The sequence below is a fragment of the Alkalicoccus luteus genome, from assembly GCF_052061695.1.
Taxonomy (GTDB): Bacteria; Bacillota; Bacilli; order Bacillales; family Salisediminibacteriaceae; genus Alkalicoccus; species Alkalicoccus luteus.
Genome location: NZ_JBPZEY010000006.1, coordinates 42,212 through 56,440, shown reverse-complemented (window position 1 = coordinate 56,440; position 14,229 = coordinate 42,212). Strand labels below are relative to the sequence as shown.

General features: G+C 48.5%; 13 protein-coding genes. 9 read left to right on the top strand and 4 right to left on the bottom strand.

All coding sequences use genetic code 11. The features are described 5' to 3' along the window. Window positions 1-38: 38 nt before the first annotated feature. Window positions 39-1,730: a M3 family oligoendopeptidase gene (locus ACSZLD_RS09465; RefSeq protein ID WP_444685039.1), complete on the top strand. Its 1,692-nt coding sequence runs from the start codon at window positions 39-41 to the stop codon at window positions 1,728-1,730. A 124-nt stretch (window positions 1,731-1,854) separates the two neighbouring features. On the opposite strand, the gene ACSZLD_RS09460 is transcribed toward ACSZLD_RS09465, so the two are convergent. Next, entirely contained in the window at window positions 1,855-2,835 is a 981-nt protein-coding gene (locus ACSZLD_RS09460) for an aldo/keto reductase (RefSeq protein WP_444685038.1), read from the bottom strand. An 11-nt stretch (window positions 2,836-2,846) separates the two neighbouring features. Continuing rightward, entirely contained in the window at window positions 2,847-3,170 is a 324-nt protein-coding gene (locus ACSZLD_RS09455) for a hypothetical protein (protein WP_444685037.1), read from the bottom strand. 265 nt (window positions 3,171-3,435) lie between these two features. Here ACSZLD_RS09455 and ACSZLD_RS09450 point away from each other — a divergent pair, with 265 nt between their 5' ends. From ACSZLD_RS09450 to pgeF, 3 genes are read left to right on the top strand one after another with little or no spacing between them, the layout of a single operon-like run. Then, window positions 3,436-4,539, top strand: a complete 1,104-nt coding sequence (locus ACSZLD_RS09450) for an MFS transporter (RefSeq protein WP_444685036.1) — start codon at window positions 3,436-3,438, stop codon at window positions 4,537-4,539. A 52-nt stretch (window positions 4,540-4,591) separates the two neighbouring features. Continuing rightward, window positions 4,592-4,813, top strand: coding sequence for a hypothetical protein (locus ACSZLD_RS09445; protein ID WP_377910900.1), 222 nt, complete (start codon window positions 4,592-4,594; stop codon window positions 4,811-4,813). Further along, window positions 4,810-5,622: a peptidoglycan editing factor PgeF gene (pgeF, locus tag ACSZLD_RS09440; protein WP_444685035.1), complete on the top strand. Its 813-nt coding sequence runs from the start codon at window positions 4,810-4,812 to the stop codon at window positions 5,620-5,622. The genes ACSZLD_RS09445 and pgeF overlap by 4 nt, the downstream gene beginning before the upstream one ends. A gap of 126 nt (window positions 5,623-5,748) precedes the next feature. Here pgeF and ACSZLD_RS09435 read toward each other — a convergent pair whose 3' ends face one another. Beyond that, window positions 5,749-7,188, bottom strand: coding sequence for a dihydrolipoyl dehydrogenase family protein (locus tag ACSZLD_RS09435; protein ID WP_444685034.1), 1,440 nt, complete (start codon window positions 7,186-7,188; stop codon window positions 5,749-5,751). After that, complete coding sequence (locus ACSZLD_RS09430; RefSeq protein WP_444685033.1) at window positions 7,185-7,856, bottom strand: TVP38/TMEM64 family protein; 672 nt, start codon at window positions 7,854-7,856, stop codon at window positions 7,185-7,187. Before ACSZLD_RS09430 ends, ACSZLD_RS09435 begins: the two co-directional genes overlap by 4 nt. A 278-nt stretch (window positions 7,857-8,134) precedes the next feature. On the opposite strand from ACSZLD_RS09430, the gene ilvE reads away from it, so the two are divergent. From ilvE to ACSZLD_RS09405, 5 genes are all read left to right on the top strand, one after another. Beyond that, complete coding sequence (gene ilvE / locus ACSZLD_RS09425) at window positions 8,135-9,037, top strand: branched-chain-amino-acid transaminase (protein WP_444685032.1); 903 nt, start codon at window positions 8,135-8,137, stop codon at window positions 9,035-9,037. A gap of 340 nt (window positions 9,038-9,377) precedes the next feature. Continuing rightward, entirely contained in the window at window positions 9,378-11,099 is a 1,722-nt protein-coding gene (ilvB, locus tag ACSZLD_RS09420; RefSeq protein WP_444685031.1) for a biosynthetic-type acetolactate synthase large subunit, read from the top strand. After that, entirely contained in the window at window positions 11,096-11,617 is a 522-nt protein-coding gene (gene ilvN / locus ACSZLD_RS09415; protein WP_168004935.1) for an acetolactate synthase small subunit, read from the top strand. The genes ilvB and ilvN overlap by 4 nt, the downstream gene beginning before the upstream one ends. A gap of 28 nt (window positions 11,618-11,645) precedes the next feature. Further along, on the top strand, window positions 11,646-12,674 hold the full coding sequence (gene ilvC, locus ACSZLD_RS09410; protein WP_377910906.1) for a ketol-acid reductoisomerase: 1,029 nt from the start codon (window positions 11,646-11,648) through the stop codon (window positions 12,672-12,674). Next, window positions 12,661-14,208 (top strand): 2-isopropylmalate synthase, encoded by a 1,548-nt coding sequence (locus ACSZLD_RS09405; protein ID WP_377910907.1) that lies wholly within the window; start codon window positions 12,661-12,663, stop codon window positions 14,206-14,208. The genes ilvC and ACSZLD_RS09405 overlap by 14 nt, the downstream gene beginning before the upstream one ends. Window positions 14,209-14,229 lie beyond the last annotated feature (21 nt).

Genomic DNA, 14,229 nt, shown 5'->3' with positions numbered 1-14,229 from the left:
CCCTCCTATATACTGAATGGTAAACAGGAGGGATATAAATGACCGATTTTTACATAAACCGATTTGACATTCGCGATACCGACAATTTAAAACAATCCTTTGATGCTCTTTTGAATGAGCACCCTGCTACTGAGGACGAGTGGAATGATTGGCTCGCGCGCAGATCGGCTCTTTTAGATGAAATTGAAGAAATCATTACCGGGCACTATATTGAATTTCAATGCTTCAGTGATGACGAGCAGAAAAAAGAACAGGTGGAATTTGACCAGCAGCACATTGAACCGCTTCGAAAAGCATTTCAGTCGGAGGCTGACAAAAAATTCCTTCGGTCTGCTGCAGCTCAACGCCCCTCCTCGTCCCTCACGTATTTAGTAAAACGCCTTCACAACCAAGATCAGCTGTATACAGAAGCAAACACACGGCTTGAGATCGAGGAAGATGCACTTGCTACGAGGTATTTTGAAATTACGGGATCGATGAATGTAGAATGGGAAGGAAAACCGCTATCGCTTAGTGAGCTCTCTCCGAAACTCGAATCAAGTGACAGGGATGTTCGCGAAAAAGCATTTCGTCTCATCAGCTCCTGCTTTGAAGCTGAGCAAAAAGAGCTGCAATCCATTATGAGCAGCCTTATCCAGCTTCGACAGAAAAAGGCAGATAACGCAGGGCTTGCAAATTATCGCGATTACATGTTTCAAAAATACGAGCGCTTCGACTACACTCCGGAACAATGCAGACAGCTCGCCGATTCGATTAAGCGTCATATCGTTCCGCTTAAAGAAAAATATGCGCGCCTGCATATGTCAGAGCTCGGCCTTTCTACCTATCGTCCTTGGGATCTGCGAGGTACTCCCACGAATCATGAGCAATTGAAACCTTTTACAACCGTACTGGAATTAACAGAAAAATCTAAAACGGTTTTAAATCGTGTCCACTCATCTTATGGAAGTCTGCTTGAATCGATGGACGAGCATAACCGGCTTGATTTAGATGCGCGCCAAGGTAAAGCTCCAGGCGGCTTTTGCTCTTATCTTCCTGTCAGCCGCGATTCGTTTATTTTTATGAACGCTGCGTCTGTTCACGACGATATGATCACGATCCTTCATGAAATGGGCCACTGTCTGCACAATAACCGCTCTTCCGGCTTTCGTATACATGAATATCGATCTGCCCCAATGGAATCAGCTGAGCTCGCCAGCATGTCCATGGAACTGCTGACGATGAATCACTGGTCTGAATTTTATGGAGAGCCTAAAGACCTGATTCGTGCGCAGCGCGACCACTTTCGTGATATTATCAATTTCCTTCCAGTCGGGGCCGTGGTCGACCAGTTTCAGCATTGGATGTATGAGAATCCGCAACACACAGAACAAGAACGTCTGGAAGCATTCAAGCGTATGCAGATCAGCTTTGACGCTTCAACGGCCGACTGGACTGGAATTGAGCACGCGCAGGAACTATCGTGGATGAGAATTCTTCACATTTATGAAGTGCCTTTTTATTTCATTGAATATGTAATCGCACAGCTGGGTGCTCTTCAATTGTACCGAAACTATCAACGAGATCCTGTTCAGGCGCTGGAGGCTTTCAACAGAGCACTTCAGCTCGGTAGCTCAAAGCCGCTCCCCGAGGTATATGAAGAAGCCGGGATTGCATTTGATTTTTCTGATGAGATGGTAAAGGAACTGGCTAATTTTATCGAGCAGCAGCTGGAAGCTTTAGAAAGGTAACATGCTCCAATAAACGCTCTTTTTCACTGCCGAGGAGCGACCTTCCTAATCTTTTCAAATAAATAGAGGAGGCGCCTTTAATGGGGCCTCCTCCCTTTTAATTCGATCGTTCTGTTCGTTTAATTTAATAAACGCCGCGGATAAGATCATGTACTTCCTGTTCATAAAACGCCTGCAGCCGCTGCATTTCCTCTTCTGTAAAGCCTTTTACACTGGCTGCCATGATATTCTCCATCGCCTGCTGTTCATTCTTAAAGCCTGGAATAACAGAAGACACTGCCTCATGCTCCAGCACCCATCGCAAGGCTGCTCTGCTCATGCTGTGTCGTCCTTCTGCAATCCACTCCAGCCGCCTGCTCAGCTCCACGCCGGTTTCAAACGGGATGCCAGCGAACGTTTCACCGACATTAAAAGCTTGACCGTCTGCGTTGAAGGAGCGATGGTCGTCTGCTTCAAACTGATGCCCTTGACTGAACTTACCTGTAAGCAGACCGCTTGCAAGCGGCACTCGCGCTAAAATTCCAACTTGTTTCTGCTGTGCCTCTGGGAACAAACGCTGCACGGGCTTCTGGCGAAATATATTAAATATTACCTGCAGCACATCTACCCCGTCGTGCTGCATGCTGGCAACTCCTTCTTCCACTGTTTCCACACTGACTCCGTAACTTTTTATCAAGCCCTCTTGTTTCAGCTTGTCAAGAACACCGAAGACACTGCCTTCTTTTATGATTTCCGGAGGCGGACAGTGAATCTGATAGAGGTCCAATGTATCTCTACCCAGTCGTCTTAGCGTCCCTTCCAGCCAGCCTCGGACGCTCTCCTCTGTATAAGAAGCCGGATCGTGGATGTCACCAGCGCGACAAAATTTACTGGCTATATAGATATCAGAACGGTCTGAGAAGGCTCTTTTCAACAGTTCTTCTGCATGACCATCTCCATAGACATCCGCTGTATCAAAGAAATTAACGCCTTCGTCTGCAGCTACTTCCAACCCTCTGAGGGCGTCTGTGTCATCTGTAGTTCCCCATGATCCGCCAGCCGCCCACGTGCCAAAACCGATCTCGCTGACTTCCATTCCAGTTTTCCCAAGCTTTCGAAAATGCATGCCATCATCCCCTACTTTAAATGGTCGTATTTTTTTGCTTCTTTTTCCAAAATTCGTTTTTCCAGCTGTTTAAATGCTTCAATAAAGTTGGTTGGATCCTGTTTTACCTGGTAGGAAAATACGCCTCTGCTAGTATGAACGTACAGCAGTGCTTCCGATTCTCCAAGCTCTCTGAACGACATATCAAAAATAATTTCAGCCGGGAATTCCCTGCGGTGTGTAACCAGCTTATCTTCGTACAAATGCATAACCCGCTCATACTCAACATTCTGCTGATCAATAGAGGTTACTTCCCGTTCCACTTTGTAGTACGGGTGGCTTGCGAGCGGCTCCATGGTCGGATCACCTCCTCATTCTTCCTTCATCGTACCGCTGTTTATGTAAAATTACCAACAGAATCATTATCATCTGATAAACTATTCAGTGTACCGAAATACATCAGGGGAGTTTTTTGATGCAGTCCAAACCTACTTTTTTTACGGCTGGTATATCGTTCTGGTCGGGGGCCTGAGTCTGTTTTTTTCCGGTCCGGGTCAGACGTACTCTAATTCCGTGTTCATCGATTCCTATATTGCTGATTTTTCATGAGAACGATCGCTCGTGTCAGGCATCTACTCCGGAGCGACGCTTGCAGCAGGATTTCTGCTTTTTATAGCCGGTACGTCTATCGACCGCTACGGCCATCGTGCTGTCTCTTTAACGGTCAGCATTCTGCTGGCAGCCGCCTGCATCTGGAACAGCTTTGTTGTATCACCATGGATGCTCTTTGTCGGTTTCTTTTTGATCCGACTGCTCGGTCAAGGTTCGATGACACTTGTTCCCAATACTCTTATACCCCAGTGGTTTGCTGCCAAACGAGGCAGAGCCTTTAGTTTAATGATGATTGGCGGCTTTGCAGGCTCTGTTGTGTTCCCTCCGCTGAATGCGTGGCTCATTACATCATTCGGCTGGCAGACAGCCTGGCAGGTGCTGGGCGTTTCCATTCTGGTTATTTTCGTACCAGCTGCCTTCTTTCTGATGAAGGACAAGCCGGCTCAGCTAGGTTTAAAGCCTGATGGTGCTGATCCTGACGAAATCGGGAGCGGCAGCCAGGCTAAAGAAGTTTCCTGGACATTGAAGGAGGCTGCCCGCACGAGACAATTTTGGCTCCTTCTCCTGTGTACCGGGATTCCATCAATGCTCAATACCGGGCTAACATTTCATCTTGTATCCATTGCCGGTGAAGCAGATCTCGGAATTGGAACAGCAGCCTTCATACTCAGTCTGATGGCTGCTGTCGGATTTCCTGTAACGCTTGCTGCAGGATTAATATTAGAGCGCGTCAGCATGCGCTATGTGTTCGCATTTGTTTTCATCGGCCAATTTATTTTCATCGCTGTACTGCTGATGACCAGTTCTTTTTACATGGCTGTTGTCTTTGGCCTGATCTGGGGATTTGTCGGCGGCCTGGAGCGAATTTGTATTTCCATGGTCTATCCAGAATATTTCGGTAAAACACATCTAGGCAGTATTAAGAGTATTGCCACCACGGTTACAGTTGCAGGCTCGGCATTCGGACCGCTCCCGTTCGGTATTGCCTTCGATCTGTTTGGTGGCTATACTGAAATACTGCTGATTATGCTGCTTTTTCCTGCCATTGGTACAGCCGCGTGCCTGCTTTCCCCGCCACCGGTTAAACCTGATACCGGAATAGCGAAGACATAAGCTAAATCTGCTATACTTTACTGTGCAGGCTACTTTAGAAAGGATGAACAGCATGGATATTTTTACAGTGCCCAGTCCTGATGACCCGGGTATGGGATATGCCTATCTCGTGATGACGCTCGTATTTATTGCTGCTTCTTTCAGCGTCTACCGTTTTAAGAAAGCAAATCGTAAAAAAGAAAAACAGGCAGAGAGTCTTCCTGTATATGATATGTACGAAACGAAGGAAGAGCACGACTCAAAAACCGCTTCAAAAGGAGACCGCAGCGAATGACAGAACCGTTTGTACAACACGGGAACCAACTGCTGCTTGACCGTTGGATGCAGCACATTCCCAATCTCACAGCAGGCTTCACCACCCGTCAGGGCGGTGTAAGCACTGGAAACTACACGTCTAACAATCTTGGACTGCATACACATGACGACAAACAACAAGTGGTTGCCAATCGGCATCAAACTGCTTCAGAAGCTCACACGTCGCTCGAACAGTGGGTCTTTGCTGATCAAACCCACGAAGACCAAATTGTGAAAGTGCCCCGGGCATTAGCCGGAAGCGGTTCTCTTGATTATAACGACACAATTAAGCGAACCGACGGCTTTTATACAGATGAAACCGGCGTCATGCTTTCACTTGGGTTCGCGGACTGTGTTCCGCTTTATTTTATTCACGAAGGCAATAAGCTTGCAGGCACGGCGCATGCTGGCTGGAAGGGAACGGTGCGCAACATAGGAGGAAAAATGGTGCGTCTCTGGACAGAGTTTGAAAACGTTCCGGCTGGAGAAATTTATGCTGCTGTCGGACCTTCCATCGGCTCCTGCTGCTATCAGGTCGACCAACGGGTCATTGACGAGCTTCACAAAGTACTGGCTGATTTTGAGCCGTATACAAAAAATGAAGACGGCACGTATCAGCTGCATTTAAAAGAAGCCAATCGGCTTTTGCTGATTCAGGAAGGCATTCCTCCTGAAAACATTCACGTTTCATCTTACTGCACCTCCTGCTCAGAAGAGCTTTTCTTTTCACACAGAAGAGATAATGGTAAAACCGGGCGCATGCATTCCTTTATTGGATTCACCCGCTGACCGCCGGTGCTTCTGCCGCTCGCGCCTAACTGAATTCAATGAAATGAATAATATACAGAATAACGTTGTCCATAAATAAAGCGGCCCTCCTGTTGGAGAGCCGCTTCTTTGAAAACGTGAGCCACCTTAAGAACGTTTCGTTTTGAATGATCGTTTTGCCTGCAGTGCTTTCTTCGACAATCCTGTCAGAGGACTTTGAAACAGCTTCTTCGTCCACCAGGCATCGGACGTTTGCTTTACGATCTCTGTTCTAGCCGGATAAGGATGGGTAATGGAAGAGAGGTCTTTCAATGGATGCCCCTTCGATTTCATCAATACCACTGTCTGCATCCAGTCAGAAGCATTGCGTCCTAATGCGTGAGCACCGAGAATTGTTCCGTCGCGCTTCGTGATCATTTTGACGAACGAATCACTGTCTCCTTCAGCGATCATTCTGTCAGCGCTACTCCCCCTGTAAACCTCATAGTCTCCGCCAGTTTGTTCTGCCGCTTCCGCCTCTGTTAATCCTAAATGAAAAATTTCCGGATCGGTATAGAAACACCACGGCATGTTATCATACTTGATTTTTCTGCCTAAACCGAACAGCGCGTTTGCAATTACGATTTTTCCTTCCTCGCCTGCACCGTGGGTAAATGGGAAACGTCCATTAACGTCACCGACGGCATAAATGTTGGCAGCTTCTGTTTGTAGCTTGTCGTTTACCTTTACTGATCCGCCTTCCGTGAGTGAAAGACCTGCTTTTTGTACCATCAGGCTTTCGCTGTTTGGTTTCCTTCCAGCTGCAACAAACAGGGCATCAGCTTCAATGCTTTCACTGTGCCGTCCCTCCGTCTCTACAAATGTTTTAGCTCCATCCCGGTAGACTCTTGATGCTTTAGTGCCTGTCAAAATACGCAGTTCTTTACGAAATTGGGCAGCTGCGCGATCCGCGATTTCACGGTCTTCCTTTATAAGCAGATGATCTGAGTTTTCAAGCACTGTCACTTCAGATCCGAGCCTGGAAAGCGCCTGCGCCATTTCCAGCCCGATCGGCCCGCCGCCTACCATCACCACCTTCTCTGGAAACTGACTCGTATAAAAAACCGATTCATTTGTGAGGACGCGGATTTGCTCAATTCCTTCTATCGGCGGAACAGCTGGAGACGAGCCGGTAGCAATCACTATTTTCTCTGCCTCGAGGGATGTTCCGTCATTTAAAACGATTCGGTTTCTTCCGGCAAATGAAGCTTCCCCGGTAAAAATATCGATCCCTTCCCGTTGAAAGCGTTCGTGGCTGTCGTGCTCCTGAATACTATCAACAGCTTGTTGAATAGAAGCAGTTACCTTTTTCCAGTCAGGCTTTCCCGAAACAGAGATGCCAAACCTCTCGGCAGCCTGTCTTGCATCATGCACCTCTCTCGAAGCTGCAATCAGAGCTTTCGATGGCACACAGCCGTAGTGAAGACAGTCGCCTCCAAGCTGTGGTTCTTTTTCTACAAGCGCCGTTTTAGCTCCGAAGCGCGCTGCGCCGGAAGCTACCGTTAATCCCCCGGAGCCGCCCCCGATCACGATAACATCATATTTCATGAATCATCCGCCTCCTTGGTTGTTTTCCCAGCAAATTTATTACGGAAGAAAAGTGGAATTGCACTGACTGCAATAAAAACGGCGACAGCCCCGGCAATCAGCTGAATGTTCCCTTCCATGACGCTTGCCCCTAAAAATGCATAAGCAAACGCACCAGGAATAATGCCAATCCATGTGCCAAAGAAGAACGCTCTCAGCTTTACTTTTGATATTCCGCATAAATAGCTGATCATATCAAAATTAAAAATAGGAATCAGCCGGATCATTAATACATAAATAAAGCCGTTTCGTTCGAGCTGGCGCTGGAGTTCTGCACCTCTTCCTTTCCATTCTTTTCCCGCAATATTTTTTCCTAATCTTCTTGCTACAACGAATGACAGCACGGCACCTGCTGTGGCTCCCGCTACAATAAGAGCCGTACCGTACAGCGCTCCAAATTTGAGTCCTCCCGCAAGAGATAATATGGAGGCAGGAAACAATATCAGCGGCCGTACTGTATATAAAATCACAAACACAAGCGGTGCCCACACTCCAGCTTCACTGACCCATCGCTCAATTTCTTCAGGGGAAATCTGTATGAACTCCCTATTTAGATAAATAAGTACGCCAGCAGCCACAGCGACTGCTGTCATTTTAAGCAGAAACGATTTTGATACCATCTGCTTCATGCGATCACCTCCCTGCTATCGTACCGGATAGAGGAGGAAAATGCTGTAACCGCGCTTACTACGCTTTTGTAAGCGCTTCAAAAATATTTACAAAACAAGTGTTTAGAGGTACTTTACCGCTACACAGCAAGCATGTAAGCGATTACTAGTAGTCGCATTGTTTAGAAATGTTAGAATTATTGACAAATAGCTGTTGACGACGCCTGTTAAGGGGCGTAAGATAAGGCTCATCATCAACTTTCGTAAATATTCAATCTATTCAGAAAGGAGTGGACGGTATGAGCAGTCAGTGGATTTATCTTAATGACCGCCTCGTGAAAAAAGAAGAGGCAGTTGTTTCGGTGTTTGACCATGGATTTCTCTATGGAGACGGTGTCTTCGAAGGAATTCGTGCATACAGCGGCAACATCTTTAAGCTTGATGAGCATCTGGACCGGCTTTACGATTCGGCCCAGTCCATCATGATGACAATCCCATACACGAAGGAGGAAATGTCCTCCATTATTGTCGATACAATCCGCCGAAATAAGCTTGATTCTGCTTATATCCGTGTTGTTGTCTCACGCGGTCCGGGAAACCTTGGACTCGATCCTGCCAGCTGCAGCCGGCCCAATGTGATCGTTATCGCTGAGGCACTCGCTCTTTTTCCGGAAGAACTTTACAAGGGGGGGCTTCGGATGGGTTCTGTGGCTACCCGCCGCAACCGTCCCGATGTTTTAAGTCCTCAGGTTAAATCATTGAACTACTTGAACAACATTCTTGTGAAGCTTGAAGCGAACCAGGCTGGCGTCGATGAAGCTCTGATGCTTAACGACGAAGGCTACGTAACAGAGGGCTCTGCCGATAACATTTTCATCGTTAAAAACGGATCTATTGTAACACCGCCTGTTTATCTCGGAGCTCTCGAAGGCATTACCCGCAACGCAATTATCGAGCTTGCTGAGGAACTCGGCTACAGTATCGCAGAAAAGCCGTTTACGCGGCATGATGTGTACACAGCCGATGAAGTTTTTCTTACTGGTACAGCTGTTGAGGTCATCGCCGTTATCGATGTGGATGGACGCAAAATCGCCGACGGACGACCTGGTCATATTACCGGCCACCTGCTGTCCGAGTTTCGCAGAGTCACCCAAACAGACGGCGTAAAATGCTATGCCGATAAGGCCGACGCAGTATCCTGACAAACCTATACACGTAACTCGCCGATAGGAAAAAAGGCTGAAGATACAGCTGTTACAGAGATCCGGGGATGGTGGAAGCCCGGAACAGCTCCTTTAGACGACATCATCCTGGAGTGCCCTGCTGAACGCGTAAAACGCTTATAGGCCGGGCCGGGTGCCCCGCACCCGTTATCAAATTGGAGCAGGAATCTGCTCCGTAAGCCGGTATCTGCGAAGATGCCGGGAATCCGGGTGGTACCGTGAAAGCAAAGCTTTTCTCCCCGCAGCACGCTTCATTTATGAAGCGGCGCGCGTGTGGAGAAAAGCTTTTTTTATTTATTCTGACTGGGAGGTTATAAACATGAAAGTCGAAACGAAAGCAGATGCACGACCGGCAGTTAAAACCGGGGCCGACGTTCTAATAGAATCACTGGTGAATCAGGATGTAGATACGATTTTCGGCTATCCAGGCGGCGCTGTTCTCCCGATCTACGATGCGCTGTACCGCTCGGAAGCCGAGTTCGAGCATATTCTTACCCGGCACGAACAAGGAGCCATCCATGCTGCAGAAGGCTATGCTCGCGTAACACGACGCCCGGGTGTCGTTCTTGCCACATCAGGTCCTGGCGCAACCAACCTGGTAACAGGCATCGCCGATGCGATGATGGATTCTCTGCCGCTTGTCGTACTGACTGGGCAAGTCGCAACGACGGTAACCGGAACGGACGCATTTCAGGAAGCGGACATCATGGGAATAACAACGCCGATAACAAAGCACAACTATCAAGTGCAGTCGGCATATGAGATCCCGCGAATCATTAAAGAAGCATTTCATATCGCTTCTACCGGCAGACCTGGTCCTGTCGTCGTCGATATTCCGAAAGACATTTCGGCAAACCCTTGTTTTGATACAGATGAATCCCCTTTTCATCTGCCCGGGTATCAGCCGACGATTCATCCGAATCCGCTGCAGATAAAAAAACTGTGCGATGCTGTACAGAAAGCGAAAAAGCCTTTAATCCTGACTGGAGCCGGCGTTCTGCATGGCGGAGGATCCGAAGTACTCCTGGATATAGCAGAATCCTTTCAGATCCCGGTAACCTCCACCCTGCTCGGCCTTGGAGCATTCCCTGGTAATCACGAGCTGTTTCTCGGAATGGCAGGCATGCACGGCACGTATACGTCTAACATGGCGATTACAGAATGTGACCTTCTCATTAATGTCGGTGCCCGCTTCGATGACCGGCTGACCGGAAACTTGGAGCACTTCGCCAAAAATGCCGTCGTCGCTCATATCGACATTGACCCTGCTGAAATTGGTAAAAATGTACACACGCATATTCCGATCGTGTCGGACGCAGGTGCTGCACTGAAAGAATGGAAGCGTCAAATGAAAGAGGGACCGGATGCTCATGAATCGTGGCTGGCTGAGCTTCATGAAAGCACGCGTGAAAATCCTCTCTGGTTCAATAATCCTCCTGAAGGAATGGTTGCTCAATGGGCCGTTAAACAGATTTATGAAGCAACCGACGGCGATGCGATCGTCACGACGGACGTAGGACAGCATCAAATGTGGGCAGCTCAGTACTTTCAATTTAAGCGTCCGGACCGCTGGGTCACTTCCGGAGGACTGGGTACGATGGGCTTTGGATTCCCGGCTGCAATCGGCTGTCAGCTCGCCAGACCGGACGAAACGGTTATCGCCCTCGTCGGCGACGGCGGATTTCAAATGACGCTTCAGGAACTGAGCGTTCTCCAGGAACGTCATCTGCCGGTCAAAATCGTTATTTTAAACAATCAGGCGCTCGGCATGGTTCGGCAGTGGCAGGAAGAGTTTTACGAAGAACGCTACTCTGAGTCTCTCGTTGCCTGTCAGCCGGATTTTGTGAAGCTGGCGGAAGCCTACAGCATCCGCGGGGTGAAAATTGAAAGCCGGGATGAATTTGAATCGAGCATTAAAGGGCTCCTGGAAAGCGATGAGCCGGTGCTGATCGACGCAAGGGTTATCCAGCAGGAGAACGTCTTCCCTATGGTGCCGCCAGGCAGAGGAATCAATGACATGGTAGGAGTGAAACCGAGATGAAACGAATCGTAACGCTAGTCGTTCAAAACCGCAGCGGCGTTCTTAACCGGGTCACCGGCCTCATGCACAAACGGCAGTTTAATATCGAGAGTATATCTGTCGGCCGGACGGAGCAGGACGGCATCTCGAAAATGACGTTCGTTGTGGATGTGGAAGATCATCGCAAGCTCGAACAGCTGACGAAACAGCTTCATAAACAAATTGATGTACTAAAAGTAACAGACCTATCTGAAAAAGCGATCGTGGCAAGAGAACTGGCAATGATTAAAATCGTGAGCAATGCGTCTGTCAGAAGTGAAGTGCAAAGCATTATCGAACCTTTCCGGGCTGATGTCATTGACATCAGCAGAGACAGCTTATCGGTACAGGTTACCGGCAAACCGGAAAAGATCGAAGCACTGATCGATCTGCTGAGACCATACGGCATTAAGGATATTGCCCGTACCGGTCTGACGGCTTTCTCCCGCGGCCAGCAGCCGCAGGCGTCAGAGCTGACGCAGTTTTCACTTTTAAAATAATTTAACTTTATGGAGAGGATGAAGAAACATGACAAAAGTACTTTACAACCACAATATTGATGAGGCTGTTCTAAAAGAAAAGAAAATCGCTGTAATCGGGTATGGCTCTCAGGGGCACGCTCATACACTTAACCTGAAGGAAAGCGGATTTGACGTTGTTGTCGGGCTTCGTCCAGGAAAGTCATGGGACAAAGCGGAAGAAGACGGCGTTGAAGTGAAATCGGTGGCAGAGGCTGTAAAAGAAGCCGATGTCGTGATGGTAGCCCTTCCGGATGAGCATCAGCCGACGATTTACAAAGAGCACATTGAACCAAATCTGGAAGCAGGAAATGCGCTCGTTTTTGCTCACGGCTTTAACATTCACTTCAGCCAGATCGTTCCTCCTTCAGACGTAGATGTGTTTCTCGTAGCACCAAAAGGACCTGGACATCTCGTCCGCCGTACGTTTGAAGAAGGAGCCGGCGTTCCTGCTCTCTTCGGCATCTACCAGGATGCTACCGGTCAGGCAGAAAATCTTGCGCTTGCTTACGCAAAAGGAGTCGGCGGCGGACGTGCCGGCATTCTCGAAACGTCCTTCCAGGAAGAAACTGAGACCGATCTCTTCGGTGAGCAGGCTGTTCTCTGCGGAGGCGTAACAAGCTTGATCAAGGCCGGTTTCGAGACGCTCACAGAAGCTGGCTATCAGCCGGAAGTTGCCTATTTCGAATGTCTTCATGAAATGAAGCTGATCGTGGATCTGCTTTATGAAGGCGGATTGGAAGGCATGCGCTATTCGATCTCTGACACTGCTCAGTGGGGCGATTTTGTTTCCGGACCACGAGTAGTTGATGAAGATACAAAAGCACGGATGAAAGACATTCTCTCCGACATTCAGAACGGCACATTCGCTCACGGCTGGATTCTCGAAAACCAGGCTAACCGTCCGCAGTTCAATGCTATCAATGCCCGCGAAAACAAGCATGAGATCGAGGAGGTAGGCCGTAAGCTGCGCGAACTCATGCCTTTTGTAAAGCAGGGGCAAAAGAAGAAGGATGTGGTGCAGAATGGCACGCGTTAATATATTTGATACAACACTCCGGGACGGCGAACAGTCGCCCGGAGTCAACCTCAACAGGCTGGAAAAGCTGGAGATTGCCAAGCAGCTTGAACGCCTTGGGGTCGATGTGATGGAAGCCGGCTTTCCCGCTTCTTCACAGGGTGACTTTGAGAGTGTCCGTGAAATCGCCAATACGATTCGCAACGTTTCCGTTACCGGGCTGGCAAGAGCTGTTAAATCAGATATTGATACAGCATGGGAAGCATTAAAAGACGGGGCCGATCCAAGGCTGCATGTCTTTATTGCCACCTCCCCTATTCACATGACATACAAGCTGAAAAAAACTCCGGAAGAAGTTATTGAGAAAGCAGTTGAGATGGTCTCCTATGCGAGAGAACGGTTTCCTAAAGTCGAATGGTCAGCAGAGGATGCTTCCCGTTCGGACTTAGCCTTCCTCGCTGAAATTATCGAAAAGGTGATTGATGCCGGAGCGACCGTCATCAACCTTCCGGATACTGTAGGGTACACGACGCCGCTTGAGTACGGCAACATGTTCCGCTACATGCATGAGAACGTGCCTAATATCGATAAGGCAATTTTATCTGCGCACTGTCATGACGATCTCGGTATGGCACTTGCAAACTCCATCGCTGCAGTCGAGAACGGCGCCGGTCAAGTTGAAGGTACAATTAACGGCATCGGAGAACGAGCAGGAAATGCCGCTCTTGAAGAGCTTGCAGTCGCGCTGAAAATCAGACAGGATTTCTACCCGGCTGAAACCGGGCTGACGCTTAAGGAAATTAAGCGCACGAGTGATCTCGTCAGCAAGCTGACCGGCATGCATGTGCCTCGTAACAAAGCAGTCGTCGGGCAGAATGCCTTTGCCCATGAATCCGGGATCCATCAGGACGGTGTTCTGAAGCACGCTCAGACGTACGAAATTATTACACCGGAAATGGTCGGCGTCACATCCAATTCTCTCGTAATGGGCAAACATTCCGGCAAGCATGCATTCAAAGATAAACTGAAGCAGCTTGGCTATGACTTATCAGATGAGAAGGTGCTCGAAGCCTTCACCGAGTTCAAAAAGCTTACCGACACAAAGAAAGAAGTGACGGATGATGATCTGTTTACCATTCTCACAGACGTTCAAACGAAAACGATCGATGTGAAGAAATATGAGCTGAATCACTTCCAAGTCTCTTATAGTGATGACGGGATCCCAACTGCAACTGTAAAGCTTGAAAAACCTGATGGTTCAGATATTGAACATCAAGCAGACGGTCAGGGTGCCGTAGAGGCGTTGTTCAACACGCTCGATCAAATGATTGAAGAAGATGTCCATATCACTGATTTCCAGCTGAGCTCGGTTGGAAGCGGACGAGATGCACTCGCTCAGTCTAATGTTAAAGTCACTGTAAACGGAACGGAATACAGCGGAAGAGGATCGTCACAGGACGTTCTGGAAGCGGCAGTGAAAGCATTTTTAAATGCGGTTAACCGCGGATTTTATCACCAGCCGGCAGCAAAGGCTCAAGGGGCCGGTGCTCACTGAGCCCCCTCTTCCCCGCTGCCT

Coding starts and splice junctions, on each gene's coding strand:
- ACSZLD_RS09405 (WP_377910907.1), top strand. CDS start 12,661: ATGGCACGCGTTAATATATTTGATACAACACTCCGGGACGGCGAACAG.
- ACSZLD_RS09445 (WP_377910900.1), top strand. CDS start 4,592: ATGGATATTTTTACAGTGCCCAGTCCTGATGACCCGGGTATGGGATAT.
- ACSZLD_RS09460 (WP_444685038.1), bottom strand. CDS start 2,835: ATGCATTTTCGAAAGCTTGGGAAAACTGGAATGGAAGTCAGCGAGATC.
- ACSZLD_RS09430 (WP_444685033.1), bottom strand. CDS start 7,856: ATGAAGCAGATGGTATCAAAATCGTTTCTGCTTAAAATGACAGCAGTC.
- ilvB (WP_444685031.1), top strand. CDS start 9,378: ATGAAAGTCGAAACGAAAGCAGATGCACGACCGGCAGTTAAAACCGGG.
- ilvN (WP_168004935.1), top strand. CDS start 11,096: ATGAAACGAATCGTAACGCTAGTCGTTCAAAACCGCAGCGGCGTTCTT.
- pgeF (WP_444685035.1), top strand. CDS start 4,810: ATGACAGAACCGTTTGTACAACACGGGAACCAACTGCTGCTTGACCGT.
- ACSZLD_RS09465 (WP_444685039.1), top strand. CDS start 39: ATGACCGATTTTTACATAAACCGATTTGACATTCGCGATACCGACAAT.
- ilvC (WP_377910906.1), top strand. CDS start 11,646: ATGACAAAAGTACTTTACAACCACAATATTGATGAGGCTGTTCTAAAA.
- ACSZLD_RS09435 (WP_444685034.1), bottom strand. CDS start 7,188: ATGAAATATGATGTTATCGTGATCGGGGGCGGCTCCGGGGGATTAACG.
- ilvE (WP_444685032.1), top strand. CDS start 8,135: ATGAGCAGTCAGTGGATTTATCTTAATGACCGCCTCGTGAAAAAAGAA.
- ACSZLD_RS09455 (WP_444685037.1), bottom strand. CDS start 3,170: ATGGAGCCGCTCGCAAGCCACCCGTACTACAAAGTGGAACGGGAAGTA.